The 26,693-nt window shown below is 61.8% G+C and carries 29 protein-coding genes; 15 read left to right on the forward strand and 14 right to left on the reverse strand.

Translation table 11 applies throughout. From position 1 onward, the window contains the following. Window positions 1–39: 39 nt before the first annotated feature. Together J0663_RS22305 and J0663_RS22310 are read right to left on the reverse strand one after the other, a co-directional pair. The gene (locus J0663_RS22305) at window positions 40–1,293 is read right to left on the reverse strand and encodes an ABC transporter substrate-binding protein (protein WP_207244966.1); all 1,254 of its coding nucleotides are present in this window, start codon (window positions 1,291–1,293) and stop codon (window positions 40–42) included. 78 nt (window positions 1,294–1,371) lie between these two features. Then, window positions 1,372–2,037, reverse strand: a complete 666-nt coding sequence (locus J0663_RS22310; protein ID WP_207244967.1) for a GntR family transcriptional regulator — start codon at window positions 2,035–2,037, stop codon at window positions 1,372–1,374. 133 nt (window positions 2,038–2,170) lie between these two features. On the opposite strand from J0663_RS22310, the gene J0663_RS22315 reads away from it, so the two are divergent. Both J0663_RS22315 and J0663_RS22320 read left to right on the forward strand, forming a co-directional pair. After that, the gene (locus tag J0663_RS22315; protein WP_207244968.1) at window positions 2,171–3,367 is read left to right on the forward strand and encodes a Tm-1-like ATP-binding domain-containing protein; all 1,197 of its coding nucleotides are present in this window, start codon (window positions 2,171–2,173) and stop codon (window positions 3,365–3,367) included. A gap of 10 nt (window positions 3,368–3,377) precedes the next feature. Beyond that, window positions 3,378–4,202: a phosphoenolpyruvate hydrolase family protein gene (locus tag J0663_RS22320; protein WP_207244969.1), complete on the forward strand. Its 825-nt coding sequence runs from the start codon at window positions 3,378–3,380 to the stop codon at window positions 4,200–4,202. A 455-nt stretch (window positions 4,203–4,657) separates the two neighbouring features. Here J0663_RS22320 and J0663_RS22325 read toward each other — a convergent pair whose 3' ends face one another. Further along, window positions 4,658–5,338: a TetR/AcrR family transcriptional regulator gene (locus J0663_RS22325; protein ID WP_221133718.1), complete on the reverse strand. Its 681-nt coding sequence runs from the start codon at window positions 5,336–5,338 to the stop codon at window positions 4,658–4,660. A gap of 79 nt (window positions 5,339–5,417) precedes the next feature. On the opposite strand from J0663_RS22325, the gene J0663_RS22330 reads away from it, so the two are divergent. Then, window positions 5,418–6,158 (forward strand): SDR family NAD(P)-dependent oxidoreductase, encoded by a 741-nt coding sequence (locus tag J0663_RS22330; protein WP_207244971.1) that lies wholly within the window; start codon window positions 5,418–5,420, stop codon window positions 6,156–6,158. 186 nt (window positions 6,159–6,344) lie between these two features. Here the strand turns inward: J0663_RS22330 and J0663_RS22335 are convergent, their stop codons facing one another. From J0663_RS22335 to J0663_RS22345, 3 genes are read right to left on the reverse strand one after another with little or no spacing between them, the layout of a single operon-like run. Then, on the reverse strand, window positions 6,345–6,929 hold the full coding sequence (locus J0663_RS22335) for a dioxygenase family protein (protein ID WP_207244972.1): 585 nt from the start codon (window positions 6,927–6,929) through the stop codon (window positions 6,345–6,347). A gap of 36 nt (window positions 6,930–6,965) precedes the next feature. Further along, a complete protein-coding gene (locus tag J0663_RS22340) occupies window positions 6,966–8,048 on the reverse strand; it encodes an aldo/keto reductase (protein WP_207244973.1) in 1,083 nt (360 codons plus the stop codon). A 24-nt stretch (window positions 8,049–8,072) separates the two neighbouring features. Further along, window positions 8,073–9,065 (reverse strand): MBL fold metallo-hydrolase, encoded by a 993-nt coding sequence (locus J0663_RS22345; protein ID WP_207244974.1) that lies wholly within the window; start codon window positions 9,063–9,065, stop codon window positions 8,073–8,075. A gap of 166 nt (window positions 9,066–9,231) precedes the next feature. Here J0663_RS22345 and J0663_RS22350 point away from each other — a divergent pair, with 166 nt between their 5' ends. Continuing rightward, on the forward strand, window positions 9,232–10,152 hold the full coding sequence (locus tag J0663_RS22350) for a LysR family transcriptional regulator (RefSeq protein ID WP_207244975.1): 921 nt from the start codon (window positions 9,232–9,234) through the stop codon (window positions 10,150–10,152). 161 nt (window positions 10,153–10,313) lie between these two features. On the opposite strand, the gene J0663_RS31745 is transcribed toward J0663_RS22350, so the two are convergent. From J0663_RS31745 to J0663_RS22365, 3 genes are all read right to left on the reverse strand, one after another. Continuing rightward, window positions 10,314–10,451: a winged helix-turn-helix transcriptional regulator gene (locus tag J0663_RS31745; protein ID WP_311043558.1), complete on the reverse strand. Its 138-nt coding sequence runs from the start codon at window positions 10,449–10,451 to the stop codon at window positions 10,314–10,316. A 253-nt stretch (window positions 10,452–10,704) separates the two neighbouring features. Then, the gene (locus tag J0663_RS22360; RefSeq protein ID WP_207244976.1) at window positions 10,705–11,199 is read right to left on the reverse strand and encodes a lipocalin-like domain-containing protein; all 495 of its coding nucleotides are present in this window, start codon (window positions 11,197–11,199) and stop codon (window positions 10,705–10,707) included. A gap of 49 nt (window positions 11,200–11,248) precedes the next feature. Continuing rightward, window positions 11,249–12,082, reverse strand: a complete 834-nt coding sequence (locus J0663_RS22365) for an SDR family oxidoreductase (protein ID WP_207244977.1) — start codon at window positions 12,080–12,082, stop codon at window positions 11,249–11,251. Between the two features lie 94 nt (window positions 12,083–12,176). Between J0663_RS22365 and J0663_RS22370 the strand changes: the two genes are divergently transcribed. Then, window positions 12,177–13,076, forward strand: coding sequence for a LysR family transcriptional regulator (locus J0663_RS22370; RefSeq protein ID WP_207244978.1), 900 nt, complete (start codon window positions 12,177–12,179; stop codon window positions 13,074–13,076). Window positions 13,077–13,180: 104 nt separating this feature from the next. Here J0663_RS22370 and J0663_RS22375 read toward each other — a convergent pair whose 3' ends face one another. Continuing rightward, the gene (locus J0663_RS22375; protein WP_092586163.1) at window positions 13,181–13,510 is read right to left on the reverse strand and encodes an Atu4866 domain-containing protein; all 330 of its coding nucleotides are present in this window, start codon (window positions 13,508–13,510) and stop codon (window positions 13,181–13,183) included. Window positions 13,511–13,593: 83 nt separating this feature from the next. After that, entirely contained in the window at window positions 13,594–14,148 is a 555-nt protein-coding gene (locus J0663_RS22380; RefSeq protein WP_207244979.1) for a nuclear transport factor 2 family protein, read from the reverse strand. Window positions 14,149–14,322: 174 nt separating this feature from the next. Between J0663_RS22380 and J0663_RS22385 the strand changes: the two genes are divergently transcribed. The 4 genes from J0663_RS22385 (at window position 14,323) to J0663_RS22400 (ending at window position 17,324) form a co-directional block, all read left to right on the forward strand. Next, entirely contained in the window at window positions 14,323–15,213 is an 891-nt protein-coding gene (locus J0663_RS22385; protein ID WP_207244980.1) for a LysR family transcriptional regulator, read from the forward strand. A gap of 265 nt (window positions 15,214–15,478) precedes the next feature. After that, window positions 15,479–15,946, forward strand: a complete 468-nt coding sequence (locus tag J0663_RS22390) for a universal stress protein (RefSeq protein ID WP_207244981.1) — start codon at window positions 15,479–15,481, stop codon at window positions 15,944–15,946. A 137-nt stretch (window positions 15,947–16,083) separates the two neighbouring features. Beyond that, a complete protein-coding gene (locus J0663_RS22395) occupies window positions 16,084–16,998 on the forward strand; it encodes a DnaJ C-terminal domain-containing protein (RefSeq protein WP_207244983.1) in 915 nt (304 codons plus the stop codon). Between the two features lie 2 nt (window positions 16,999–17,000). Then, the gene (locus J0663_RS22400) at window positions 17,001–17,324 is read left to right on the forward strand and encodes a chaperone modulator CbpM (RefSeq protein ID WP_207244985.1); all 324 of its coding nucleotides are present in this window, start codon (window positions 17,001–17,003) and stop codon (window positions 17,322–17,324) included. Between the two features lie 18 nt (window positions 17,325–17,342). On the opposite strand, the gene J0663_RS22405 is transcribed toward J0663_RS22400, so the two are convergent. Genes J0663_RS22405 through J0663_RS22415 form a run of 3 tightly spaced genes read right to left on the reverse strand, consistent with a single transcriptional unit; the run spans window position 17,343 to window position 19,263 of the window. After that, entirely contained in the window at window positions 17,343–18,272 is a 930-nt protein-coding gene (locus tag J0663_RS22405; protein WP_207244986.1) for a phosphatidate cytidylyltransferase, read from the reverse strand. After that, window positions 18,269–18,889 (reverse strand): lysophospholipid acyltransferase family protein, encoded by a 621-nt coding sequence (locus tag J0663_RS22410; RefSeq protein WP_207244987.1) that lies wholly within the window; start codon window positions 18,887–18,889, stop codon window positions 18,269–18,271. Before J0663_RS22410 ends, J0663_RS22405 begins: the two co-directional genes overlap by 4 nt. After that, the gene (locus J0663_RS22415; protein WP_207244989.1) at window positions 18,886–19,263 is read right to left on the reverse strand and encodes a hypothetical protein; all 378 of its coding nucleotides are present in this window, start codon (window positions 19,261–19,263) and stop codon (window positions 18,886–18,888) included. The genes J0663_RS22410 and J0663_RS22415 overlap by 4 nt, the downstream gene beginning before the upstream one ends. A gap of 177 nt (window positions 19,264–19,440) precedes the next feature. Here J0663_RS22415 and J0663_RS22420 point away from each other — a divergent pair, with 177 nt between their 5' ends. From J0663_RS22420 to J0663_RS22445, 6 genes are read left to right on the forward strand one after another with little or no spacing between them, the layout of a single operon-like run. Further along, window positions 19,441–20,427 (forward strand): BMP family protein, encoded by a 987-nt coding sequence (locus tag J0663_RS22420; RefSeq protein WP_207244990.1) that lies wholly within the window; start codon window positions 19,441–19,443, stop codon window positions 20,425–20,427. An 8-nt stretch (window positions 20,428–20,435) separates the two neighbouring features. Beyond that, the gene (locus J0663_RS22425; RefSeq protein WP_207244991.1) at window positions 20,436–21,845 is read left to right on the forward strand and encodes an amidase; all 1,410 of its coding nucleotides are present in this window, start codon (window positions 20,436–20,438) and stop codon (window positions 21,843–21,845) included. Then, window positions 21,845–23,377, forward strand: coding sequence for an ABC transporter ATP-binding protein (locus J0663_RS22430; RefSeq protein ID WP_207245463.1), 1,533 nt, complete (start codon window positions 21,845–21,847; stop codon window positions 23,375–23,377). The genes J0663_RS22425 and J0663_RS22430 overlap by 1 nt, the downstream gene beginning before the upstream one ends. Beyond that, a complete protein-coding gene (locus J0663_RS22435; RefSeq protein ID WP_207244992.1) occupies window positions 23,367–24,416 on the forward strand; it encodes an ABC transporter permease in 1,050 nt (349 codons plus the stop codon). The genes J0663_RS22430 and J0663_RS22435 overlap by 11 nt, the downstream gene beginning before the upstream one ends. Continuing rightward, window positions 24,413–25,357: an ABC transporter permease gene (locus tag J0663_RS22440; RefSeq protein ID WP_207244993.1), complete on the forward strand. Its 945-nt coding sequence runs from the start codon at window positions 24,413–24,415 to the stop codon at window positions 25,355–25,357. The genes J0663_RS22435 and J0663_RS22440 overlap by 4 nt, the downstream gene beginning before the upstream one ends. A gap of 26 nt (window positions 25,358–25,383) precedes the next feature. After that, on the forward strand, window positions 25,384–26,673 hold the full coding sequence (locus J0663_RS22445) for an amidohydrolase family protein (protein ID WP_207244996.1): 1,290 nt from the start codon (window positions 25,384–25,386) through the stop codon (window positions 26,671–26,673). The last annotated feature ends 20 nt before the right edge of the window (window positions 26,674–26,693 follow it).

A 26,693-nucleotide genomic window follows, 5' to 3' on the forward strand; every position in this document is an offset into this window, starting at 1 on the left:
GAGCCACGATCTTGCTTCCCTGCGTTTCTGGAACAACCACTATTTGGCCTCGGCCATCTTCGCCTGGAGTTGCTTCATGCCGTCCTCGCCGCCGATCTGGCCGGAGATCAGGCCCTGGATAACCTGGAAATAGGTGTCGAGAACGGTGCCCGGCAGATAGACGCTCGGATTGTAGCCGACGCCGCCAGCGGCCGCGGCGAAGATATCTTTGAGAACAGGGGTCGGCGGTTCGACGCCGGGGATCTCGCGGGGGTAGATCATCGTGCTTGCCGGATCCTGCGCGCGCTTCTTCATCACCGCATCCGACAGCATGAAGTCGATCCACTTCATCGCAAGCTCCGGCTGCTTGGAATTGACCGGCACGAGCCAGCTCCAGCCGACGCCGCCGGTCGGGATCGCTGCACCCTTGATGTCGGAAGGCATCGGCGCATAACCGGCGTTGGCGAGGTCATAGCCGGCCTTGCGGGCATTGGCGGTGAACCAGGGACCGGCAACGAACATCGCCGCGCGCTTGTTGAACCAGAGGCGGGAGGCGCCATCGAGATCCAGGCCGGCCATTTCCTTCTTGATGTAGCCCGCCTCGACCAGCTTCTGCAGCCGGACGGCGCCGGCGGCGATCGATGGATCGTCGAAGGCGACCTCGCGGCGCAGCGCCTTGCCGATCACCTCCTTGCCGCTCGCCGATTGCAACAGGTTGCCGAAGAGATGGCCGGCGCTGCCCGGCGTGCGCGGACCGATGGCGATCGGCTGCAGGCCGGTTTCCTCGATCGCCTTCATCAGCGTTTCGAACTCGGCCCAGGTCGCCGGGATCTTCCAGCCCGCCTGCGCGAAAATGTCTTTGTGATACCAGATGCCGAGAGCATCGAGCCCATCGGGAACTTCGTAGATTTCGCCCCCGAACTGGCCCTTGAGCTCGGTGTAGAGCCAGGGATAGATCTGATCCTTCCAGCCGCGCTTCTCATATTGCTCGGTGAGCGGCATCACCTGCTTGGCGTTCTTGACGACGCTGATGCGGCCGATGCCTGAATTGGTGAGGATCACGTCGGGGCCGGCATCCGACTGGATCGCCGCCTGCACCGCGCCGTTGCTGATCGTCCCGGTCGGCGGCATGAATTCGACGGTCACATCGGGATTGGCCCTTTCGAAATCGGCCTTGATGCCGTTCCAGAGCTGCGCGACCAGCGGTTCGGTGATCTGTTCCGGACCCCACATTTTCAGGGTCTCGGCATGCGCCAGCGAGCTTGTGGCGATCATCGCAGCCAGCGCCGTGCCGCGGGCAAGAAATTTCAGCATTGCTCCCTCCTCCGGGCCGCTCCTCGGCCACGTTTTGCTTGTTGAAAAGGAGACCTCCCTCTCCTTCGTTCCGGGCGGCTAACGCTCCGGATCTTCTTTCTGAAACCGCGCCATGACGGCCTGCTGAACATCGCTGATATGTGCGTGCATCAGTGCCTTGGCGCGGGCGATGTCACGCGCTCTGAAAGCCTGCAGGATCTGATCGCGCTCCTCGGCCGCCCTTACGGCCAGATCGCGGCTCTCATTGGCGATCGAGCGGCAGATCTGGATCTGCAGCGCCAGCCGCGCCAGCGTTTCGACCAGCGGCGCACTTCCTGAAAGCTCGGCGATGGTCTCGTGAAATTCCTTGTCGCGGATGCCGTAGGTCGCCATGTCGCCGCGGCGCAGCGCCGCCACCGCCTCGTCGAGGATGTGTTCGAAGCCGGCGATATGCCGGTCGCTCATCTGCGGAACAGCGAGTTCGACGGCGAAGCACTCAAGCGTCTTGCGTAATTCATAGAGGTCGTCGATCTCCTTGGGCGTGAAGCTGCGCACGAAGAAGCCACGATAGGGCTTGATCTCGATCAGACCTTCCTTGGCAAGCGTGCCGATCGCCTCGCGGAACGGCGTGCGGCTGACCTGCAGGCGTTCCGTCAGTTCCTTTTCGTCGATCGAGACGCCGCTCGGCAGTTCGCCGGAAACGATCAGGCGAACGATCTCCTCGTAAATCCGCTCGCGAAGGGTGAGGTGGCGCGGTGCGTTCATAGTCTCCACTTCCGTCTGGCATTCGTGAGTTAAGTATGCAATATACTAAAGAATATACAATATGGAAAATACAAAACGGGGAATTTTGTTGGGAAACCAGCAGGAGCTGGATCGAAGGAGAGGAGGAAACCCAATGCGAAAGGTCTATATCGTCGGCACCTGCGACACCAAGGGCGCTGAACTGAACTACGCCAGGGAGGTGCTTCTTTCAGCCGGAACCGAGGCCGTTCTGGTCGATGTCGGCACGCTTGCTGAGGGTGCGGGCGCCGACATTCCAGCGTGCGACGTCGCGGCATTTCATCCGGATGGTGCTGCGGCCGTGCTCGGGCAGACCGACCGGGGAACCGCGGTTTCGGCCATGGCCACGGCGCTGACGGGTTTCCTGAAATCACGCAACGATATCGGCGCCGTCCTCGGCCTCGGCGGAACCGGCAATACCGCACTTGTAACGGAAGCGATGCGGGCGCTTCCCATCGGCCTGCCGAAACTGATGGTCTCGACCGTCGCCTCGGGCAATGTGGCTCCATATGTCGGGCCGAATGATCTCACCATGATGTATTCGGTCGTCGACGTCGCCGGCCTGAATGCGATCTCGCGCAAGGTGATCGGCAATGCGGCGAATGCGGCGGCCGGCATGGCCCGCAACCCCGTGCCCGCGTCCAGGGATGATCGACCGGGCATCGGCATGACCATGTTCGGCGTCACCACGTCCTGCGTCACGCAGGTTCGCGAGATGCTCGCCAAGACCCATGAAATCTATGTCTTCCATGCGACCGGCGTCGGCGGCCAGTCGATGGAGAAGCTCGCCGATTCAGGTCTGCTGCAGGGCGTGATCGATGTGACGACGACCGAGGTTCCCGATCTCCTTGTCGGCGGCGTCTTTCCCGCGACCGAGGATCGCTTCGGCGCCATCATCCGCAGCGGCCTGCCCTATGTCGGCTCGGTCGGCGCCGTCGATATGGTGAATTTTGGCGCGCGCGACACAGTGCCGGCACCGTTCTGTGACCGAAGGCTTCACGTCCATAATGCGCAGGTTACCCTGATGCGCACCACCCCAGAGGAAAATCGCCGGATCGGCGCCTTCATTGTCGAACGGCTCAACCGGATGCAGGGGCCGGTCCGCTTTCTGCTGCCGCTTCAGGGCGTGTCGGCGATCGATGCCGCCGGCCAGCCGTTCTACGATCCCGACGCCGACGAGGCACTGTTTTCCGTCATCCGCGCCGGCTGGAACGATGCGCCGAACAGGCGCCTCATCGAGATAGACGCCCACATCAACAGTCCGGAATTTGCCGCGGCACTCGTTGCCAGCTTCCACGATATCCACGCCTGAGGAGAAAGTTTTGACCAACGCCAACCGCAACGACATTCTGAGCAAGCTTCGCCGCAAGATCGCCGAGGGCCGGCCGATCATCGGCGGCGGCGCCGGCACGGGCCTCTCGGCAAAGAGCGAGGAGGCAGGCGGTATCGACCTTATCGTGATCTATAATTCCGGCCGTTACCGCATGGCTGGACGCGGCTCGCTGGCCGGCCTGCTCGCCTGCGGCAACGCCAACGAGATCGTCAAGGACATGGGCCGCGAGGTCCTGCCGGTTGTGCGCCACACGCCGGTGCTTGCCGGCGTCAACGGCACCGATCCGTTCATGCTGCCCGATCACTTCATCGACGAACTGAAGGCAATGGGTTTTGCCGGCATCCAGAATTTTCCGACGGTCGGGCTGATCGACGGCACGTTCCGCGCCAATCTCGAAGAGACCGGCATGGGCTTCGATCTGGAAGTCGACATCATCGCCCGTGCGCACGCCAAGGACATGCTGACGACGCCCTATGTCTTCAGCAGCGATGATGCCGCCGCCATGACCAAGGCGGGTGCCGACATCGTGGTCTGCCATCTCGGCCTGACCACGGGAGGCGCGATCGGTGCGGAAACTGCGCTGACGCTCGACGGATGCGTGGAGAAGATCAACGCATGGTCGGATGCCGCAAGATCGGTGCGCGACGACATCATCGTGCTCTGCCATGGCGGCCCCATCGCCATGCCCGCGGACGCGGCCTATGTGCTCGCCCGCTGCAAGACTTGCAATGGCTTTTACGGCGCCAGCTCAATGGAGCGCTTGCCGACCGAGGTCGCGATCCGGGCGCAGGTCGAGGACTTCGCAAAGATGTAAATGCGACTCGGGACCGGCCGCACGCTTTCCCGGTTAAATTGAAGCATTCTGTGGAGTGCGCCCATTGAGGCGGACAGAGATCAGGCTGCGGTTTTGCCCGTCTGCCGGATGTGTTGGTCCTCAAACTCTTACGGACTGAGATAACCCAGCGCCGAATGCTGCCGCCGGTTGTTGTAGATGCTCTGGATGAAGTCAGGAAGATGTTCGATGACTTCATCATAGGTTCCGAGCGCCTGCATTGCGTACGGATTGCCTCGTTCGCCTCATAGAACCGACCAATCCATGCGATCCACGATCGGAATGGTGAATGCAGACGGCCGGGGTCGTCTGCATTTCGATAGCTGTCTGCAGGGTCGCCGCCAATGTCAGACGGGCATCGATTGACCGTCGGATGGCATGCCCCGATGACATCCGTGACCAGGCATAAAGGATGACGGCCCTTCACTGCCAAAGGGTCAGGCCTTGCCCTGCATGCTGTGACCGACGTTGCCGGTGATATTGTCCCAGCCGGAAAGCGCAATTTCCGCCACAGCTTGCAGTTCGGCGCGATCCGCTCCATCGCGGGCGCGAATCGCCATGCCGCTTTGGACTGTCTGCACGAACCTCGCCAATTTGGTCGTGTCTGCCATGGCCTTAAGGTCGCCGTCGCTCTTCGCTCTGTCGAAGCGCGCCTTGAGGAGATCGAAACCGCCTGCACGAGTCGCTCGCATGAGTTCGCTCAGTTCGGAGTGTCCTTCGCTGCCCACGGTGGCGAGCGTCGCCATGCAGCCGTGCGGTAGATCACAATCTCCACCGGTCATGGCGATCGCGGAATCCTGAAGAAACGCCAGCGCTGCGTCTCTCGCAGACGAAGCAGCCCTGAAGCGTGTCCAGACCAACCCCTCGTAGGTCGTGTAATAATATTGGAGTGCCTCCGCATAGAGCGCGTCCTTTGAGCCGAAGGCTGCATAAAGGCTCTTGGTTCCGATCCCCATCGTTTCCGTCAGATCAGCGATCGAGGTCGCCTCATAACCCTTGATCCAGAACAGCCGTGTCGCCGCAGCAAGCGCAGCCTGGCGGTCGAATTCCCGCGGTCGCCCGCGCGAGCGATGGGTCTGCTCTGAATGCTCTGGAGAGGTCGGAACGTAATTTTGCATTGACCACTGCATAAATCAGTTGACGGCAATTTGCAATGGGCTTACCTATTTATACATCGATCACTGCATAAAGGGAATAATGATGGAATTGCTTGGAAAACGTGCTTTGGTGAATGGTGGCTCGCGGGGAATAGGCGCCGCGATCGTGACCACCCTCGCTGAGAACGGCGCGGATGTTGCGTTCACCTATCAGCGTTCGACAGACAGGGCTGCATCGGTAGTTCAGACTATCGAGGAAAAAGGCCGGCGCGGGCTTGCCATTCAAGCCGACAGTGCCGACCCGGACGCCATTCGTCGCGCCGTCAGCCAGACGCTCGACACACTTGGGGGGCTTGACATTCTGGTCAACAGCGCAGGCATCGGAACCGCAGGCATGACCGCGGATCTGGCTCTCGCCGACCTGCAGGCCATGCTTGATGTGAACGTTCGCGCGCCCGTCCTGTTCGCACAGGCGGCGATCCCGCATCTCTCATCGGGCGGCCGTATCATCTCTATCGGCTCTGCTTTGGCGGAGCGCGTGCCTTTCCCGGGTGTCACGGCTTACGCCATGTCGAAGTCGGCACTCCTGTCGCTCACGCGAGGCCTTTCGCGCGAACTTGGGCCCCAAGGCATTACCGTCAATCTTGTTCTCCCCGGTTCAACTGACACGGACATGAACCCGGCCAATGGCGAGAATGCTGATTATCAGCGAAGCCTCACATCGCTCGGCCGATTTGGCGAACCCCGTGAAGTTGCCAGCGCGGTGGCGTTTCTGGCCGGTCCGGCTGCAAGTCTGATTACCGGTGCGGTTCTCAGTGTAGACGCCGGCTTCAACGCCTGATTTGCCTTTCGCGTTGTCCGGACGTCGTGCTTTACGGCGTCCGGCAGGCGATTTTCAATAGCGGCCGTAAGACGCGTTGACGAGCGATCTCTATCTGTCAACGAGGCTGTGCAAATCAGCGGAATGCACATCAACGCAAGTTGAGAAACTCGCAGGCGATTAAGTCCCCCTCTCCCGCCGCCTTCGTCAGATCACGAAATCAAACCGTCCGAACTTTCCGTCACTGGTTTGCTTCATGTCGAGGAGCAGTGCCTCGTCAAACAGCCGGTCTCCGGCGTTTCTGGGCTCGCGGGGAAAATAGAGTTGAGTGGTAAGGACGCGTCCCCCTGGGCGCTGGACCTTGAAATGGAAATGACGCGTGCGGCCGGGATAAAGCGCGGGGACGATGGTGTTGAACCACCATCGTCCCTGGGTGTCGGTGAACTGGTGTCCGCGCAGACGGAAACCCACGCTGTCGTAGTCACCGTTTTCGTCAGCATGCCAGATCTCGACGAGGCTGCCGCCAAGCGGTCGGCAGCGGTTGTCGAGCACGAACCCGGCGACGGTTATTCGCTCGCCCCCCGGTGCATCCGAATAGAGATCCCGATTGAGCGGCGAGTTTGGCCTGAAGAATGGGCCGGCTTCTCGCTCGGGGGTTGGTTGATCCCCATCGTCACACGCAAGGGTGAGCGGCAGTTCGGGAGCGGCCTGCGCAAACGCCTTCATTCTTGCTGCGTCGATGAGAGGCAACGTCAGAAAGGCCGTCAATAGCGAGCGTCTGGTGGAGGGCAAAGTCGATCTCCTGGCGATTTGTAAAATAGTCGCGCTTTACCGCAGGCGCTGCACCGCAGTCGCCTGCGCCTCCCGGATCAGGCCGGCATACATATTCTCTTTGCCTGGATACCACGGCATCGTGCCGATGGAGCCGAAGCCGGGAATGGTCTCCATATGTGCGACCATGCGGGCACGCATGCGCTCGTCAGGAAGCGGTCCTGTCATCGCCTGGACATTATCACTCATGTGATCAGGGTTGGAGGTGCCGCAGAGTACGCTCGTGACGGCCGGGTGAGCCATGACCCATTTCAGGAAGAACTGGGCCCAGCTCGTCGCGCCGAACTCGACTGCGAAACCAGGCAGCGGATGTCCCTCAACCACCTTCATCAACCGTGCTTTTTCAAGCGGCAAATTGATCAGGACGCCGACGCCCTTGTCGGCCGCGGCCGGGAGAAGACGGCGCTCGGCGTCACGGTTGAAGATCGAGTAGTTCGTCTGGATGAAATCGACATCGTCGCGCTGGACGATCGCCAGCAACTGGTCCTGCGCCGCCGATTCGTGATGCGTCACGCCGACATGGCGTATGAGACCTTCCTTCTTCCAGGCTTTCATCAGTGGAATGACGACCGGCGCATTGGTGATGCTGTGGCATTGCATGAGATTGATCGTGGCGCGCCATGTCCGCATGCGCGATTGCCGAAAGCTTTCAACGGCGTGACTTTCGTCTCCAAGATACTCTCCTGTCGACCAGACCTTGTTGGCGAGAAACATCTCATCGGATCTTGCAAACTCGCCCATGAACTGCCCGACGCTGACTTCGGCCGAGCCATAGAGAGGCGATGTGTCGACCACGCGACCGCCTGCAGCGACGTATCGCTCGAAGACCTGACGGAGAGCGTCGCGGCGATCACCGGGCCTGAGGTCAAAGGTGAGGAATGTGCCGAGACCCAAGGCTGTAACCTTTTCGCCGGTACGCGGCAAGCTGCGGGCCAGCACATCCGGGTTTGGTCCAGTGACTGGCGACGCCACATTCTTGTCCTGGATTTGCGCCGTAGCGTTGGTGGCCAGTGCCAGCCCTGTCGCCGCCGCCCCCATAGTGCCGAGGAAGCCGCGTCTGTTGATCTTTGAGTGGTCCATGAGATCTCTCCGTTTCGCTAACCGTCAGAACTGCCAATTAGCGGGTACCCAGGCATAGCCACCGTCGGTCTTCAGCATCCGCCCAAGACCAGGGAATGGATAGTGGAAACCAAGCACGGGCATGCGCTCGGCGGCCGCCCTATCGAAAATGCGACGACGGGAAGAAAGAGCCGTCTCCTTGTCGCGGTCGGGTCCCGGCAGCCAGGGATTGTCGACGTTGACGACAGGGTGGTAGGCAAGGTCTGCCGTCAGCAGCAACTGGTCGCTCCGGGAATGGACGAGGAAGGTCGCCATGCCTGGCGTGTGACCCGATGCGACGATCGTCGTCAGACCCGGCACGATGTCGGCGCCGGCTTCATAAAGCTCGACGTCGTTCATGACCGGCGCCAGGCTGTTCTTGATGTTTGCCGCGAAGCGCAGACGGAATTCCTCCGGCACAGGCATGTAGGAGAGATCCGGATCGGTGCGGACGAAGAAGTCCCAGTCGGCCTTCGGGACGAAGACAGTGGCGCGGGGAAAGGCCTTGCCGCCGTCCGCGGTCCTTAAGTTGCCGACATGGTCGGGGTGGGTGTGCGAGACGACGATCGCGTCGATCTCGGCAGGATCAAGACCGATTGCCGCGAGGTTATCGAAGATGCGGCCACCGTTCGGGCCCATGGTCTTGCCGGCGCCAGCCTCGATCAGAATCCGCTGGCCACCGGTCTCGATCAGCAGCGTGTTGAGGTTGAGCGTCATGTGGTCGGTCGGCAGAAATGCCTGCCGCAGGACCTCTTGAAGCTCGGCTTCCGGCGCGTCGCTTGCATAAACGCGGGGCGGGCCACCAATCACGCCGTCGCTCAACACAGTCGCGCTGATTTCGCCGACGCGGAAGCGGTAGTGACCGGCATTGCCCGTCACCGGGGACGCGGCCTGGGCGTTGGCGCTGCCGGAGCCACCCAGGCTTGGGATGAGCACGCTTGATACGCCTGCGACAGCGGACAGCATGATCGCGCGTCTGTTGAGAGTGAAGGCATTCATCGGTCTTCCCTTCTAAGTTGGGCACTCTTCATTGGCTTGGCTGGTCGAACTGGCCGCTAAAGGAGGCGGATCGAGCACGGCGATAAACTCTGAGCTCATCATGACATGGGTCGATTGGTCTGATAACCTGCGCTAAGTTTATCACGTTGGTTAGAAATACTTCTCAATGGATCCAATTCGCTTAGACAGCTTCGATGTCTTCGTGGCCATCGTACGTTGTGGCGGTTTCCGTGCAGCAGCACTCGAGCGAGGCGTATCTTCATCTGCCTTGAGCCAAACGATGAATGCTCTGGAAGAGGCTCTTGGTATCCGGCTCCTCAATCGAACGACGAGGAGCGTGTTTCCGACAGAGGCTGGCCAGCGCCTTCTTGAACGTCTGGCACCTGCATTGAGCGACATCAGGCTCGCCATCGCAGAGGTCGATGAATTGCGCGATAGCCCATCCGGAACCCTCAGGATCAACGCACCGGCACCGGCCGTCGATCATGTCCTCTGCCCGATGATATTCGACTTTATGGATACCTATCGCGAGGTGAAGATCGAGATCATCAGCGATGCGGCCGTCATCGATATCGTGGAACAGGGTTTCGATGCCGGCGTCAGGTTCGGCAAGCAGCTGGCCCAAGACATGATCGCGCTGCCGATTGGACCCGCGCTTCGCTATGCAATCGTCGCTTCGCCTGACTATATCAAGAGATGCGGTCAACCGCTGACGCCGCACGAACTCGTTGGTCACGACTGTATAAAGCGTCGTTTCCCTGGTGGCACGCTTGTCACCTGGCGGTTCGCCGAAGGAAGCGAGGAAATCGAGGTCACCCCCACGGGCCGTTTGACCGTCAGTTCCGCGCACAATGAACTGCAAGCTGCACTGGCGGGCAGAGGAATCGCCCATGTCTTCGATGACTACGCCGAGCCGCATGTCCAAACCGGCCGGCTGGTGGAGCTTCTCTCCGACTGGAGCCCCACCTTGCCACACTGGTTTTTATACTACCCCAGTCGCCGCCTCCCGAGCGCCGCCATGCGGGCGTTCCTTGATTACATGAGGAGCTACGACTGGAAGGCGAAGAATGCCTTCGACGCGCGGTGATTTGGCCAGCAGCTTGGTAGAAGCAGATCGGCGCTCCTTCTAAATCCGGCGTTGTTCGGCGGCATCGAACTTCCTACGCGAGGCTTCGATATTTTGCCATGTGTCGCGCGTCCGATCGGTGAATCCCGCAAGCGGCTTCAGCATCGATTTTCCGCGATCGGTCAGCTCATACTGCGTGGTGGCAGTTCGGTGTAATAGTGCCGTGCTACTAGCCCGTCCCCCTCAAGATCGCGAAGAGTAAGGGTCAGCATACGCTGCGAGATATCGGGAACGCCGCGTCGAAGGGCGCCGAACCGCATCGGTGCATCGGGAAGCAGGCCGGGGAGTTCGCGCCTTCGTTCGTGACCCCTATAGCGAAAGGGCCAAGCCACTCGTCGCGGACGGCATCAGATCAGAAATTGATAGCTCACGGCGGCCCCCGCCTTGAACATGGAACGACGATTGAAGAGCATGGTTTTCTTCCTCCAGATAGCTCAGCTTCGCTTTGGTCATGGCCGAAGGACAGAAGCTCGGCGCGGTCGAACCTCATTCAGAGAGCTGGCCTCCGGTGACTCATTTGACCCGCTGCCATTCAATCCTGATTTCAGTACCTTCCGGTCTGCGGAATTGTTCGGTCATGCGGTCGCCTTCAACGACCAGTCGCAAATCCTCACGTGTTCGTACGCTGCCGACCCAGTTCGGGAACGTAGACCCTTCGACACGATTGCCGCTGAATTCTCCTTTCTCATCAACGGTGTAGGTTCCGAAAAATCCGATGCTGCGTGACATGGCCATGCGATTTTCATCATCCGTCCCCTCGCCGCGAGCGTTGGATGCAAACCGTGGGATGCCGGCGTCGGTCAGCACTTCCACGAAGTGCATGTCGGGGGTGAAGACGAGAAGACCGTGGGGCTTTTGTCCATAGGCAGAGATATTTTTGCCGCCGGGATTGATCGTCGCCGACATCATCCGCCAGGTGCCTACGACTTGGTTTTCTGCGGCTGTCTGCGCGAAGGCAGAAGACGAGACGCTGAGGGCGAGAGCCAATATTATTGATCGAATGGACATGTTGTCTCCTTCCTGCATGAGGTCCGTGTTTGCAGATCGCTGTTGCGGTTCACAGATCCTGCCTGTCGGCGGAATTCGCCACTCCCCGCTGCGCCTCAAGGGCAGACAGGCGTGCGGAAAGCGCCTGTGAGATGGAGGAATAGGCCGTGCTACCCAGCGCCAGCCGCAATGGCGGCGTCCTGCTCTCGGCGGCTGATATGATTGCTGCCACGGTGCGCGCGGCATCCCCCTTGATCTCGAAGCTGCCGTCGGTGATCGGCCGGCGAACGGCCCCGGCAGGGGTTTCGTCGTAGGCATCCATCGGCTTCGCGCGGACGAGATTGGCTCCGAAGTTGGTGCCGGTCGGTCCCGGCTCGGCAATGATGAAGTCGATGCCGAAAGGAGCCACCTCCTGTGCCACGGCTTCGACAAAGCCCTCGATACCCCACTTGGTTGCGTGATAGAGGCTGAAGCCTGGATAGGCGATCTGCCCACCCTCGGAGGAAACCTGGACGATTCGCCCGCCGCCTTGTTTTCGAAGAAGGGGCAGCGCGGCACGGATGAGATGGATGGATCCCGCAAGGTTGGTGGCGATCTGCCGGTCGATCTCTTCAGTCGTGAGCTCTTCCGCAGCACCGAACAGGCCATAGCCCGCGTTGCTGACGATTACCTCTATCCGCTCGTGCCGTTGGAATGCGTCTCTGACGGCCGAGGCAATGCGCTCCGGCTCGACCAGATCGAGCTGAACGATATCCAGGCGTTCGCGGTATTCCTGCGCAAGTTTCGTCAGCGCCCCCGCGCGGCGAATCGCTGCGACCACGTTGTGTCCCTGCGTGAGCAGCTGTTGCGTCATCTCGAGACCGAGCCCCGAGGAAGCGCCGGTGATAAACCATGTCTTTGGCATGTGAACTCCTGATCTGTTCATTTGCAATGTAAAACAGCCATATTGGTGATATAAGATCTTCAATTTGAGATGCCGTGGTGAGGTTGATTCACGAATGATGCGTCCCAGTCTGAATGATCTCGCCGCCTTTGCGGCGGTGGCCAGTCACCAGAGCTTTCACAGAGCTGCCGACGTCATGGGCGTTTCGCGCTCGGCTCTCAGCCACGCAATCATCGGATTGGAGGCAAAACTGGACGTGCGGCTCTTTAACCGGACGACCCGCAGCGTGTCGCTGACCCAGGCCGGCGCTCGCCTGCTTGCGCGCCTCGATCCGGTTCTTCAGGATCTTGATCAGGCGCTCGATACCTTGTCGGAGGAGCGCGGCACGCCGAGCGGCACACTGCGGATCAATGCAAACAAGAGCGGCGCCCGCATTCTCCTCGAAGAGGTCGTGCCGCGCTTTATGGATCTCTATCCCGACGTCGAGCTGGATCTTGTTTCGGAAGGTCGACTCGTCGATATCGTGGAACAGGGATTCGATGCTGGAATACGCTTGCTGGAAACCGTCCCGAAAGACATGGTCGCGGTGAAGTTCGGCGGCGACGTGCGTTTCATTGCCGTGGCAGCGCCGTCCTATCTCGAGAGCAGAGCAAGACCGGATACGCCCGACGACCTTTTTACGCATTGCTGCATCCGCCAACGTCTGCCTAGCGGAAAGCGTTATCGCTGGGAGTTCTCAAAGCGCGGCGCCGAAGTCGCAATCGACGCACCGGGCAATCTCACCCTCGACGACAATGATCTTCTCGTGCAGGCGGCCGCGGACGGCCGTGGCATTGCTTATGTGCCGGAATATTTCGCACGGCCGTTTCTGGCGTCCGGTCAACTCGCGACCGTGCTCGATGATTGGTGTCCGCCGACGCCTGGTCTGGCGCTCTATTACCCGCGCAGCCGGCACGTGCCGTCCCCGTTACGGGCCTTCATCGACCTCCTGCGAGAGGTGGACAGGGCACGATGACGGGGCGACGCTGCGTGGCGTCCGGACCTGTCAGAGGATTCAGGAGGACCTGCGGCACCCATCGCTTTGAACCGTTTCCGCACCGCGGATGCTCGCCCAATGTGTCAAGGCGTCGCTGGCTTGCGGCGCAAGATCATGCCGCCATGGTGCAGTGTGTTCGCATCGACGAAATCGCCGTCGGCGGTGAAGCCGGTGTCGTCCCAGTACTCGATATGCGTCCCGTCGACTTCGTAGCGGCCTTCATAGGCACGCTCGCGCTGACCGCGGGCCTCGACATAACGCCCGCTCGGCAGAAGTTCATGGCGAACACGGTTGTCGTCGGTGACCCACATGCCAACGTAAGGATGGTTCGGCTGCAAATTGGTCTCCTGTGCTTCTGCGGGTTGGATCGAAAGGGTGGCCGCGGTGATGAGTGCTGCAAACGGCTGTCGCATGGTCGGGGCTCCTCTAAGCGTTGCTATTCTCGGTTTGGAGGCGATAGCGCATGGGTGCGCGGTGCCAAAACCGCGGCCGTCGGTCATTGAGCGCGCGGAGCGTTGTTGTCGACAACCTGCTGATAGGCAACGAGGTCCAGGAAGGCTTCCGCATTGACGACGAGGCCGTCCTTCATCTTGAATATCCAGACAAACTGGTTGCGATAGGGCGCGCCCGACGTTGTGGTCGCGGTTCCGTCAAAACGAATGATGATCGTGTCGCCATCGGCAAAGATGTTGTGCACCTCCGGCATGATCGCCGTCGCGAGACGGCTGGTCAGAGGACGCGATGCCCGTTCGATAAAGTCCTTCTGGTTGCGATAGGTGCCGGCGACCGGCCCGGAGCCATGGATCGTCCAGACGACGTCGGGAGCGAGTAGTTCCGCGAAGACGTAGGTACCACCACGCCATTTTTCGAAGGCGGCTTCGACGATAGCCCTGTTCCGCTGCTCGATCGCGGAACTGTCAGGGGCCTGCGCCTGCGTTGCCGCGGTGGTGGCAATGGCTGCACCCGGCAGGGCGAGCGACAGCAATGCCAGTGTGATCAGAGTTGTCCGGCTTACGCCTGCGATCCACTGGCGTGTCGGAAGAATGGTCATGGTATCAGTCCTTTCCTGTTGCTGAGAGCTTGCTAAGACCCCTCGATCAGCAATGAAGCTGCGTGCGCCGTCGACAGGCCTCGCGTCGTTTGAACGGTCAGTCGCAGCGTAGGCGTATCGATAAGGCCGAACAACTTGCCCAATAATGACCACTCTGGTAAATAGATCTAACCAATGGCGATCGACCTGAATGGCATTTCTGTTTTTCTGGCAGTCGCCGAAGCGCGGAGCTTTCGCGTGGCCGGGGAGAATTTGGGCGTCACACGGCCAGCGGTCAGCCAGGCCATCCGCCGTCTGGAGGACCGGCTGGGCGTCGCGCTCGTGCGCCGCACGACGCGCAGTGTCAGTCTCACAGAGGCCGGTGAACAACTGTATCAGAGGGTGGCGCCGGCTATTTCGGAAGTCGGACTGGCGCTCGACGCGGCCGCGGACCGCGACAGCGCACCGGGCGGACTGTTGAGGCTGGCGGTGTCATCTATCGCCGAGCAGTTTATCTCCGGGCCGCTTCTGGCCCGCTTCGCGGACACCTTTCCCACTATTCAGATCGACGTGACCGTCACGGACGAGGAATTCGACATTGTTGCGGAAGGCTATGATGCGGGGGTACGTTTGGGCGAAGTCATTGATCAGGATATGATTGCCGTTCCGGTGTCGGGCGAGCAGCGCCAGGGCGCCTTCGCTGCGCCGTCCTACATTGAACGTTTCGGCAAGCCCGAACATCCTTCAGAGCTCTCGTCGCATCGTTGTATCGGCTGGCGTCCAGCGCCACACAGCGCACCTTATCGTTGGGAATTCGGCCAGCATGGCCGCGAGTTCGACGTGGCTGTCGACCCCCAGATCACCACCAACGACATGTGGCTTATGATCCGCACAGCCTGTGCCGGCGGCGGGATCACCTTCGGGATGGAGGACACCTTCAAACCCTATGTCGAATCTGGTCAGTTGGCTCCTCTCCTTCAGGAGTATTGCCCTCCCTTTGCCGGCTTCTTTCTTTATTATCCCAGCCGGCGCAATCTGCCTCCGAAGCTTCGGGCACTGGTCGACCATGTCAGACGGTGGCGATAGCATGGGCCCACGAGATCGGCGTCGTGACAGGCAATGTCAGGCTGGGCCGGGTCGACGCGGATCCTGCGGGCCAAGCCTACCTTTAAGCCATGGCCGCATCGTGGATGCTCGCTGGATTGCCCGCCCGATCGCGTTGCTTTCGTCGAAGACGCCGTTCGGGTGGAAACCACATTGCCGCGGCAGTCCGGCTTGACTTTAGTCAAAGCAGGCGCTGTCGATAGCGCTATGATGACGAAAATGGCTCGCCTTCGAGGATATAGGCTCAATGTATCGCACGATCATCTGCGGCATCGGCATGGGATCGCGACAGACGGCAAACCGCCTGTTGCGCCGGGCTGCGGCGCTGCTGGACGACGGCGGAACCATTATCGTCATTCATGTGGTCGAGAATATCCCGGACCGTCACCTGACTGACATTCCCGAGGAATTCGAGAGGGCTGCCATTATCGATGCCGAGCAGAAACTTGCATCGTGTTGCAAGGAGTTGGGCGTCCCGGCGAGGATTGAGGTCCGCATCGGCGTTGCCGCCTCGCTGCTGGTGTCGGTCGCAGCGGAGAGAGCGGCTGATCTCATCCTGCTGTCGTCCCACGTGCCCGATATCACCGACTATGTCTTTTCATCGATCGTCGAGAAGGTCGTGCGCCACGCCGAATGCTCGGTTCTGATCGATCGACGGCCTCGTCACGGGCATGAAGGCTCGTCGCGAGCGGCAGACGATGCCGCTTTGCTCTGATCTCTGGCGGGCTCCCGCCGAGCATGGCATGATCGGCTTTTGCACGCTGATCGGCATCCCCTCCCCGGCGGCGGCTCGACAACCTATATCTTTCCCAACCCAACCAGCAGTACTCACTGCCCCGACCGGAGATATGCATGAGCCAGGATCCCTATGAGCTTCTGGGCGTGAAGCGGGATGCAACGCAGAAGGATATTCAGAGCGCATTCCGCAAGCTTGCCAAGAAACTTCACCCCGACCTCAACCCAGGCGACAAAAAGGCGGAGGATAAGTTCAAGGAAATTTCGACCGCCTACGAGATCCTGAGCGATGAGGAAAAGCGCGGTCGCTTCGATCGCGGCGAGATCGATATGTCGGGCGCCGAGCGGGCCCAGCGCAGCTATTATCGTGATTATGCCTCGACGAGCGGCCCCGGCGATCCCTATCACAACAGCGCCGGCTTCGCCGACTTCGGTGACGCCGATGATATCTTTGCGAACTTCTTCTCGCGCCGTACCGGCGGTGGCCGGGCGCGCAGCCATGGCCAGGACCGGCGTTTCTCCATGGAGGTCGATTTTCTCGAGGCCGTCAACGGCACCAGAACCGAGGTCAAGCTTCCCAACGGTCCCGCGCTCGAGGTGCAGATCCCACCGGGAACCCGCGACGGCCAGACCTTGCGGCTGCGCGGCAAGGGTGAACCCGGTATCGGAGGCGGGCCGGCGGGGGATGCGCTGATCGAGATCAGAGTACGGCCGCATCACTTCTTCACGCGCGATGGCGACGATATTCGCCTGGAACTGCCGATCTCGCTCAGCGAAGCCGTGCTCGGCGGCAAAGTCCGGGCGCCGACGCCGTCCGGACCCGTCAACCTGGCGCTGCCGCCTCATTCCAACACCGGGAAAGTGCTGCGTCTCAAAGGCAAGGGGGTTCCGAAACGCGGCGGTGGACACGGCGATGTCTATGTCTCGTTGAAGATCGTATTGCCCGATCGCCCCGACGAACGACTGACGTCCATGGTGAAGGATTGGGCGAGCGCACATCCATACGATCCGAGAAAGAACATGGAGGCCTGATCATGGATGATCTCGAATTCCGTCTTTACTTGAAAATCGATGTCGTCCAACTCGATTTCTGGATCGAACAGGGCTGGCTGATCCCTGAGACGTCGAGCGGACGGCGGCAGTTTCGTGACGTTGACGTTGCCCGCGCGCGGCTCATTCTGGATCTGATGGGCAATATGGGTGTCAACGCCGCTGGGGTCGATGTCGTCATGGAACTGGTAGACGAATTGCACGGGCTGCGCGGAACGATGGGCAGGCTGATGACAGCCATCGGCAGGCAGGAGCGCGACGTTCAGCGCCGGCTGTTCGAGAGCCTCGAGGAACTCGATCGCGTTTAACACGATCACGCGCGACGCCTATGTCGTGAACCAGTAGCGGACGATGTGGAAGAACAGCGGTGATGCGAAGGTAATGGAATCCAACCGGTCAAGCACGCCGCCATGGCCCTCGATCACATAGCCCCAGTCCTTGGCGTTGAGATCGCGCTTGATGGCCGAGAGCACGAAGCCGCCGAAGAAGCCCGCGACGACGATGACCGTGCTGATGGCTGCTGCCTGCAGGGGTGAGAACGGCGTCAGGCGATAGAGCAACGTTCCCACCAGGATGGCCGAGGCGCCGCCGCCAATCAGCCCTTCGAGCGTCTTCGACGGGCTGATGTTCGGCGAGAAGCGGTGCTTTCCCAAGAGCTTGCCCCAGACATACTGGAAGACGTCGCTGAGCTGCACCACGATGACGAGATAGACGAGAAGCAGCGCCGACGGCGTGCCGGTCTGCAGCATCAGCAGCGCCGGCGCATGGCTGATCGAATAGACGGTCAGCATCAATCCCCACTGCACCCTGGCGGTCCGCGCCAGGAATTCGTTGACGTCGCCCGTCAGGGTTGCGACGGCCGGCAGGATCAGGAAGGCATAGACCGGGATGAAGATTGCAAACAGCCCGTACCATAACGTTCCGAGCAGCACATATTGCACCGGCAGCACAACGAAGAAGGACAGGAACAGCGCCAGGTGATCGCCGCGCCGCGATGGCGTCAGCGTCCAGAATTCGCGAAGTGCCATAAAGGACAGAAAGGCGAACAGGATGACCACCGCCGTATCGCCGAGCAGGATCGCGCCGCCGAAGACGGCGACCATGATCCACCAGGAGCGAATACGGGCGTTGAGGTTTTGGACGGTCGCGACGGAGCCGGCCTCGGTCGCGCGCCGCTGCAGGATGAAACCGATGGCGGAGGCGACCGCCAGCAGGCCGAGGATCGCGGCCAGCACGATGGAGAAGAAGCTGGTCATGCCGTGTGCCCTCCGCCAGCCAAGTCGATGACCGCGGCACGGGCGCGAGCCAGGAACGCTCCCTTTTCCTCGCCCGGTTCGACGCGCAGCGGCTTGCCGAAGCGCGCCGTGCAGGTGATCGGCACGATCAGCCAGCTTCCCTTCGGCAGGATGCGCTGAAGATTGTCGAGATGGATCGGTACGAGATCAACGTCAGGAAAACGGCAGGCGAGGCGATAGATGCCGCTGCGGAACGGGGCGATCTCGTCGTTGGAGCTTCTCGTTCCTTCCGGGAAGATTAGAACGGAGCGCCCCTCCTCGAGCAGGCGCTCGACCGGCGCGAGCGGATTGCTGTCCGGCAAAGGCTTGCGTTCTATCAGGACAGCACGCAGGCCCTTTTCCGCGATGAAACGGCGAAAGGCGTTGGTTCCCCAATAATCGCGCGCCGCGACGGGATGGGTCAGCCGCCGCACCGGCCACGGCAGGGCGGCCATGACGGCGACAGTATCGACATGGCTGTTGTGATTGGCGAAATAAATACGGCGGATCGGATCGGGGGCGCAGCCCCGCCATTCGCTTCGGGCGCCGACCACAATACGGACGAGTAGCACGAGAAGGCGACGAACGAGCGCGATCATGATCTCTCCAGGGAACGGCTGAGGTTTATCGTGCGCGTGATGCAGGTCACGAGACTTCCGGCCGCGATAGTGACGGAGGTGATGAGCAGCGACCAATGGCTGCGCGAGGCCAGGGTCTCGATAGCCTGGGCGGCAAGGCCATCAAGCAGATTGCAGACGAGCCGCAGTTGCATCGAAACCGCCGCGCCGATCATCGCGATCGTTTGCGTCGTGAGCAGAATGAGCGCTGCGCCGATGCCGGCAAACAGGATCGAGAAAAGCGAGATGCTGTTCGGCGTGACACCGGTACGCGCCACCCATGCGCTCATGCCGGTTGCCCAGGACGACGACCGGCTCGCGATCGGTCGCCCCGAGGCGTCCTCTTCTTCACCCATTCTCATTTTCCCCGACCCAATGCTCCATGCATATCCCGCCAATGTCGTCGCGCCAAGCCCTCGTTCCTTCCTCGTTGCGGCGGCCATCAGCCTGTTTTTTAAGCCGGTTCTGAGCTTGACACCTTTTTGGGCGCTACTATGATTTTTGAACCAGATGGTAAAAAAGGGGAACAATCAATGACCAAAGACATGCTGATTTCACGCCGAGCAGTGATCGCATCGGGCATTGCGCTCGGCGTCAGCAGCTTCGCCCCGCGCGCGAGGGCCGCCGCTCCGCTGAAAGTCGCCGGCATTCATGCGTCGCCGGTCGAAAATGCCTGGAATTCCTGTCTTCATAAGGCCCTTCAGGACGCCGCCAAGGACGGCGTCATCGAATATGTGTTCTCCGAAGGTGTCTCCGGCACCGATTATCCGCGTGCCATGCGCGAATATGCCGAACAGGGCAACAAGCTGATCATCGGCGAAGCCTATGCCGTAGAGAAGGAGGCCCGGCAGGTCGCGGCCGACTACCCCGACACGGCTTTCGTACTGGGCTCGAGCGGCGAGCAGGCCGGCGACAATTTCGGTGTCTTCGGCACCTGGAACCACGACGGCGCCTATCTGGCTGGCATGCTGGCGGGCAAGATGACCAAGTCGAACGTCGTCGGTTCAGTCGGCGCCATCCCGATCCCGGAGGTCAACATGCTGATCAACGCCTTTGCCGCGGGCGTCAAGGCTGTCAATCCGGATGCGAAGCACCTCGTCTCCTTCATCGGCACCTTCTTCGATCCGCCGAAGGCCCGCGAAGCCGGTCTTGCCCAGATCGACGCCGGCGCCGACATTCTGTTCGGCGAGCGCATCGGCACGGCCGATGCCGCCAAGGAACGCGGCATCAGGTCGATCGGCTCGCTGATCGATTATACGCCACGTTATCCGGATACGGTGTTCGCTAACGCCATGTGGTATTTCCGCCCGATCCTGAATGCGGCGATCGCCGATGTCGCCGCCGGCAAACCGGTCGGCAGGAACTACACGTCTTACGGCCTGATGAAGGAAGGCGGCAGCGATATCGTCTTCGTCAAGGGCGTGGCGCCCGCTGAGGCGGAAGCCGCGATGGAAGCCAAGCGCGCCGAGATTAAGGCCGGCACATTCGAAGTTCCGAAGATGATGGACGAGCCGAAGTAGTTCGGTCGATGCAGGGCGACGCAACGGAGCTGGCGGCAGCGATCAGGCATGGCAGCCTGAGCGCTGCGGAAGCGATGCAGGCCGCCATCGCTATGGCCGCCCGGCAGGAGCCGCTCGGCGCAATTGCCTATCTCGATCGTGCCATGGGTCTCGCCTCGGCGCATGACCGCGACCGGGAACGGCGGATCGCTCCCGATCGTTTTTCTGCGCGGCCCTTTGCCGGCGTGCCGACCCTGGCGAAGGATCTTGGCGGTCCTTTTCGAGGACTGCCGGTGAGGGCGGGTTCGCGCCTGTTCGAAAGAAAGGGCGGCGACGCCGATTCCGACCTCGCCTCCCGGTTCCGTGATGCCGGCTTCTGTCCGTTCGGCCTGACGACGAGTCCGGAATTCGGTCTTTCGCTCGCCAGCGAACCGGCGATCGGGCCCGTCTGTCGCAATCCGCTCGATCCGGCCCGTACCGCCGGCGGTTCGTCCGGCGGTGCGGCGGCAGCGGTTGCGGCCGGGATCGTAGCGATCGCCCATGCAACCGACGCCGGCGGCTCGATCCGTGTACCTGCCGCCTGTTGCGGCCTTGTCGGGCTGAAGCCGACCCGCGGCGCCATTCCCGGCGGGCCATCCTTCGGCAACCACCTCGGCGGTATTGCGAGCGAACTGGCGGTCTGCCGCTCGGTGCGGGATACGGCGCTAATTTTCAGCCGGCTCAGCGGCAACTCGCGCGGACCCGTTCCCGATCCCTTGCCTGCCGAAATCGATGGCGGCCGTTTGCGGATCGGGCTGCTGACCGATACCGGGCCGGTCCATCCGACTGAAGGTAGCCGGCTCGCCGCCGTCGAAGACGCGGCGCGCATATTGCAGCGTGATGGACACGTCATCCTTCCTTTGGCTTGGGCCGAGTTCGAATGGAACGTCGCCGCCAGCAGCCGCGCCTTTGCCGATATCGTGTCCGTCAACCTTTCCGCGCTCATCGAGACGGCGGGGCTTGAGGAAAGCAGGGCCGAGCCTCTGACGCAGGCTTTCGCGGCGCGCGGGCGGGCGCTTCCGGCGACCATGCTCTGGAACACGCTGCACGACGCCGTTCTGGTGAGCCATGCATTCTGGGCGCTGTTCGACAAGGTCGACTGCATCCTGATGCCGATGCTTGCGTCCGCGCCCCTTGCGATCGGCTCCTTTCCGTCCGATCATGCCGACACGTATCTGCATCTCGAACGCATGGCGGCATTTGCGCCGCTTGCCTGCCTCGCCAATATTTCGGGTTTCCCTGCTTTGACGCTACCTTTCGGACAGGATGAGCATGCCATGCCGCTGCCGGTGCAACTGATGATGCCGATGGGTCACGAGCGGCGCCTTCTGTCGCTTGCGGCACGCCTGGAGGCTGAGGCGCGATGGCAGCATCGTTTTCCGGTGGCGGGGCTGCCGTGATGACCGGGCCGGTTCTGGAAATTGTCGGCGTCAGCAAACGTTTCGGCGCCAATCTCGCCAATGACGATATTTCCATGACCCTTGCCAGCGGCGAGATCGTGGCGCTGCTCGGTGAAAACGGCGCCGGCAAGACGACGCTGATGAGCATCCTTTTCGGCCACTACACGCCGGATGCCGGCCGAATCCTGATCGATGGCGCGGAGGTGCCGCAGGGCAAGCCGCGCGCGGCGATCCGCGCCGGCGTCGGGATGGTACACCAGCATTTTTCGCTCGCCCCCAATCTGACGGTCCTCGAAAATGTCATGACCGGCACGGAAGGGCTGTGGTCCTGGCGTTCGGCAACGTCAACGGCGCGCAAGAAGCTCCTGGCAATTTCCGAGCGCTTCGGCCTCAGGGTCGACCCGGATGCTCGTCTTGGCGACCTCTCGGTCGGCGAGCAGCAGCGCGTCGAGATTCTCAAGGCGCTCTATAACGACGCCCGCATCCTGATCCTCGACGAGCCGACGGCCGTGCTGACCAACATCGAAGCCGAGCGGCTGTTCACGACACTCAAGGAAATGGCCCGCCAGGGCCTGTCGTTGATCTTCATCTCGCACAAGCTCGAGGAGGTCATGGCGGCGGCCGACCGCATCGTGGTCTTGCGCGGAGGCAAGATGGTCGCCGAACGCCGGGCGGTGGAAACCAGCAAGGCGGAGCTTGCCGAATTGATGGTCGGGCGGCGCGTAACACGGCCCGTGCGAGAACCATCGACACCGGGCGCCGTTGCACTCGAAGCTGCCGGTGTGACGGTGCGCACCGGCGGTGTCGACCGGCTGAAATCGATCAGCTTCCGGCTGCACCAGGGAGAGATCCTCGGCATCATCGGCGTTTCGGGCAATGGTCAGGCGGCGCTGGCGCATCTCCTGTCCGGCACGCTGGCGCGCAGTGCCGGCGACCTCACGCTGTTCGGGGAAATCGTCGGCAATCTTGGCGTCGCCGATGTCGTCGAAGCCGGCATCGGCCGCATTCCCGAGGATCGCAACCACGAGGGCGTGATCGGGGAAATGGCGATCTGGGAAAACGCCGTGCTGGAGCGTATCGCCTCGCCGGCCTTCTCGCGCCGTGGTCTCGTCAATCGCAGGGCCGGCATGGCTTTCGCCAGGGAGATCATCGACGGCTTCGACGTTCGCGGCGGCAGCCCGGCAAGCCGCACACGGCTGCTTTCCGGCGGCAATATGCAAAAACTCATTCTCGGGCGCAGCCTGTATCGGCGGCCGCGCATTCTGATTGCCGCGCAGCCTTCCCGGGGGCTCGATGAAGGTGCCGTCGCCGCTGTGCACGCACGCCTGCTCGAAGCCCGCCGGCAGGGCACCGCCGTGCTGCTGATCTCGGAGGATCTCGACGAGGTGATCGCGCTTGCAGACCGCATACAGGCGATCGTCGGCGGCCGCCTGTCGCCGCCGGTCGAGGCCGAAGACGCCGACGCCCGCAGGCTGGGGCTGATGATGGCCGGTGAATGGCAAGAGACCCGTGAGGCCGGCCATGCGATTTGAGCGCCGCGAGCACCGCCCGCTTTACCTGCTGATCGTCACGCCTGTTATCGCCGTCATCGCGGCGCTTGCGCTCGCCGGCATCTTGATCTCGATCGCCGGTGCGCCCGTGCTTGATGCCTATTGGCGCATCCTCACCGGCGCCTTCGGCTCGCGGCTATCGGTGACCGAAACGCTGACGCGGGCAACGCCGCTGATGCTGACGGGACTTGCTGCTGCCGTCGCTTTCCGGGCGCGACTCTGGAATATCGGCGCCGAGGGGCAGTTCTATCTCGGCGCCATCGCCGTTGCGGCGGCAAGCTCGAAACTCCTCGGCAATCTTCCCGCTCCGATCCTCATTCCGCTCCTGCTGCTGATCGGGGCCATCGCCGGCATGGTGCTGATCCTGGTTCCGCTCTGGCTCAGGCTGCGCTTTTCCGTCGATGAGGTCGTCACCAGCCTGCTCCTGAACTTCATCGCCGTGCTTTTCGTCTCGATGCTGATTGACGGCGTTCTCAAGGATCCGCTCGCCTTCGGCTGGCCGCAATCGCAATCCGTCAGCGATCACGCCATGCTGCCGAAGCTGATCGCCCGCTCGCGCTTGCATATCGGCTTTGCGATCGCGATCGCTCTGGCCCTTGTCGTCCATCTCGTTCAATCGCGAACGGTGTTCGGCATGCAGTCCCGCGCCGCCGGCCTCAATCCCGCCGGCGCGGTCTTCGCAGGCGTCCCGCTCGGCAGGACACTGGTGAAGGTCGCCTGTCTGTCAGGCGGGCTGGCGGGACTTGCCGGAGCAATCGAGGTGATGGGCGTCAAGGGTTACGTGACGACCGATCTATCACCGGGTTTCGGTTATGCCGGCATCGTCGTCGCGATGCTTGCCAATCTCAATCCGCTCGGCGTCGTCTTCGCCGCAATTTTCACGGCCACCATGTTCGTGGGCGCGGACGGCATGAGCCGGGGCCTCGGCATCCCGACCTATATCGCCGACGTCACGGTGGCGCTGTCGCTGTTGACGATGCTGATCGCCTTGTTCTTCACGCAATACAGGATCCGGCGATGATGCAATTGTTCGATATCATTGCCTCCGCCGGCCTCTGGGCGGCAATCCTGCGGATCGCCACGCCGCTGATTTTCGGCACGCTCGGCGCCCTGCTGTGCGAAAGGGCCGGCGTGCTCAATCTCGGCATCGAAGGCATCATGACTTTCGGGGCGATGATCGGCTGGATTTCCGTCTATCACGGCGCCGACCTCTGGACCGGCCTGCTGATTGCTGCGATCGCAGGCGGCGTCTTTGGCCTGCTGCATGCGGGGCTGACGGTGACGCTCGGCCTCTCCCAGCATGTTGCCGGCCTCGGCGTCACGCTGTTTGCTTCGAGTTTCAGCTATTATGTCTTCCGGCTGATCGTGCCGCTAGCCAATACGCCGCCCACCATCGTGCCGTTCCAACCGATCGCCATTCCTGGTCTCTCGACGCTGCCGTTCATCGGCCCGGCCTTCTTCACGCAGACCGCGCCGACCTATCTCGCGATCCTAATCGCTCTCCTGATGGCCTACATCATCTTCCGTACGCCGGTGGGGCTTGCGATCCGCATGACCGGCGAGAACCCGCATGCGGCGGAAGCCCAGGGCGTCAACCCGATGAAAGTGCGTTACGGCGCGGTGGTGGCCGGAAGCGCGCTGATGGGAATGGGCGGCGCCTTCCTGACATTATCGGCATTCAACAGCTTCTTCCCGACGATGGTCCAGGGGCGCGGATGGATCTGCATCGCGCTGGTCGTGTTCGCCTCCTGGCGTCCGGGCCGCGCGCTTTTCGGCGCCCTGCTCTTCGCCTTCTTCGATGCCTTTCAGCTTCGGCTGCAAACCGTGCTGAGCGGGCTCGTGCCCTATCAGCTCTTCCTGATGACGCCCTATATCCTCTCCATCGCCGCGCTTGCCGTCATGGCCCGCCGCGCCCGCGTTCCGCAGGCGCTGATGCAGCCTTATCGTCGCGGCGAGCGCTGAGACCGTTCACATCAAATGAGGCTCCGATGTTCGATCTGATTGTCAGAAACGCAAATCTCCCCGATGGCCGTACCGGCATCGACATCGGCGTTCAGCGCGGCAGGATCGCTGCCGTCGAGCGTGACCTCCAGGCGCAGGCGGGCGAAGAAATCGACGCCACCGGCAGGTTGGTCAGCCCGCCTTTCGTCGATCCGCATTTTCATATGGACGCCACCCTGTCGCTCGGCCTGCCGCGCATGAATATCTCCGGTACCCTGCTCGAAGGCATTGCGCTGTGGGGCGAGCTGCGTCCGATCGTGACGAAGGAAGAACTTGTCGATCGCGCGCTGCGCTATTGCGATCTGGCGGTGACGCAAGGCCTGCTTTTCATCCGCAGCCATGTCGATACCAGTGATCCGAGGCTGGTAACGGTCGAGGCGATGATCGAGGTCCGCGAAAGGGTCGCGCCCTATATCGATCTGCAGCTCGTCGCCTTCCCGCAGGACGGCTATTATCGCTCGCCAGGCGCGATCGACGCGCTCAACCGCGCCCTCGATATCGGCGTCGACATCGTTGGCGGCATTCCTCACTTCGAACGGACGATGGGTGACGGCACGGCGTCGGTCGAGGCGCTCTGCCGCATCGCCGCCGATCGCGGCCTGCCGGTCGACATGCATTGCGACGAAACCGACGATCCGCTCTCGCGCCACATCGAGACGCTGGCTGCGCAAACCATCCGCTTCGGCCTGCAGGGACGTGTCGCCGGCTCGCACCTGACCTCGATGCACTCGATGGACAATTATTATGTCTCCAAGCTCATCCCGCTGATGGCGGAGGCCGAGATCAACGTCATCCCCAATCCGCTGATCAACATCATGCTGCAGGGACGGCACGATACCTATCCGAAACGGCGCGGCATGACCCGAGTGAGGGAACTGATGGATGCCGGGCTCAACGTTTCCTTCGGGCACGATTGCGTCATGGATCCCTGGTATTCGATGGGGTCCGGTGACATGCTGGAGGTCGGCCATATGGCGATCCATGTGGCGCAGATGGCCGGCATCGAGGACAAGAAGAAGATCTTCGATGCACTGACCGTCAATTCGGCGAGGACGATGGGGCTTGAAGGCTATGGTATCGAGAAAGGATGCAACGCCGATCTCGTCATCCTCCAGGCGCGCGATACGCTGGAAGCGCTGCGGCTGAAGCCGAACCGGCTGGCGGTGATTCGTCGGGGCAAGATCGTCGCCCGCTCGGCGCCGCGCATCGACGAGCTTTTCCTAGACGGGCGCCCAGCCCAAATCGACGGCGGCCTGGACTACGCGCCTGGCTATTGAGAAGCGGCGGCACCGACCAT

This window comes from Rhizobium lentis, from assembly GCF_017352135.1.
In the GTDB taxonomy this organism is placed as follows: Bacteria; Pseudomonadota; Alphaproteobacteria; order Rhizobiales; family Rhizobiaceae; genus Rhizobium; species Rhizobium lentis.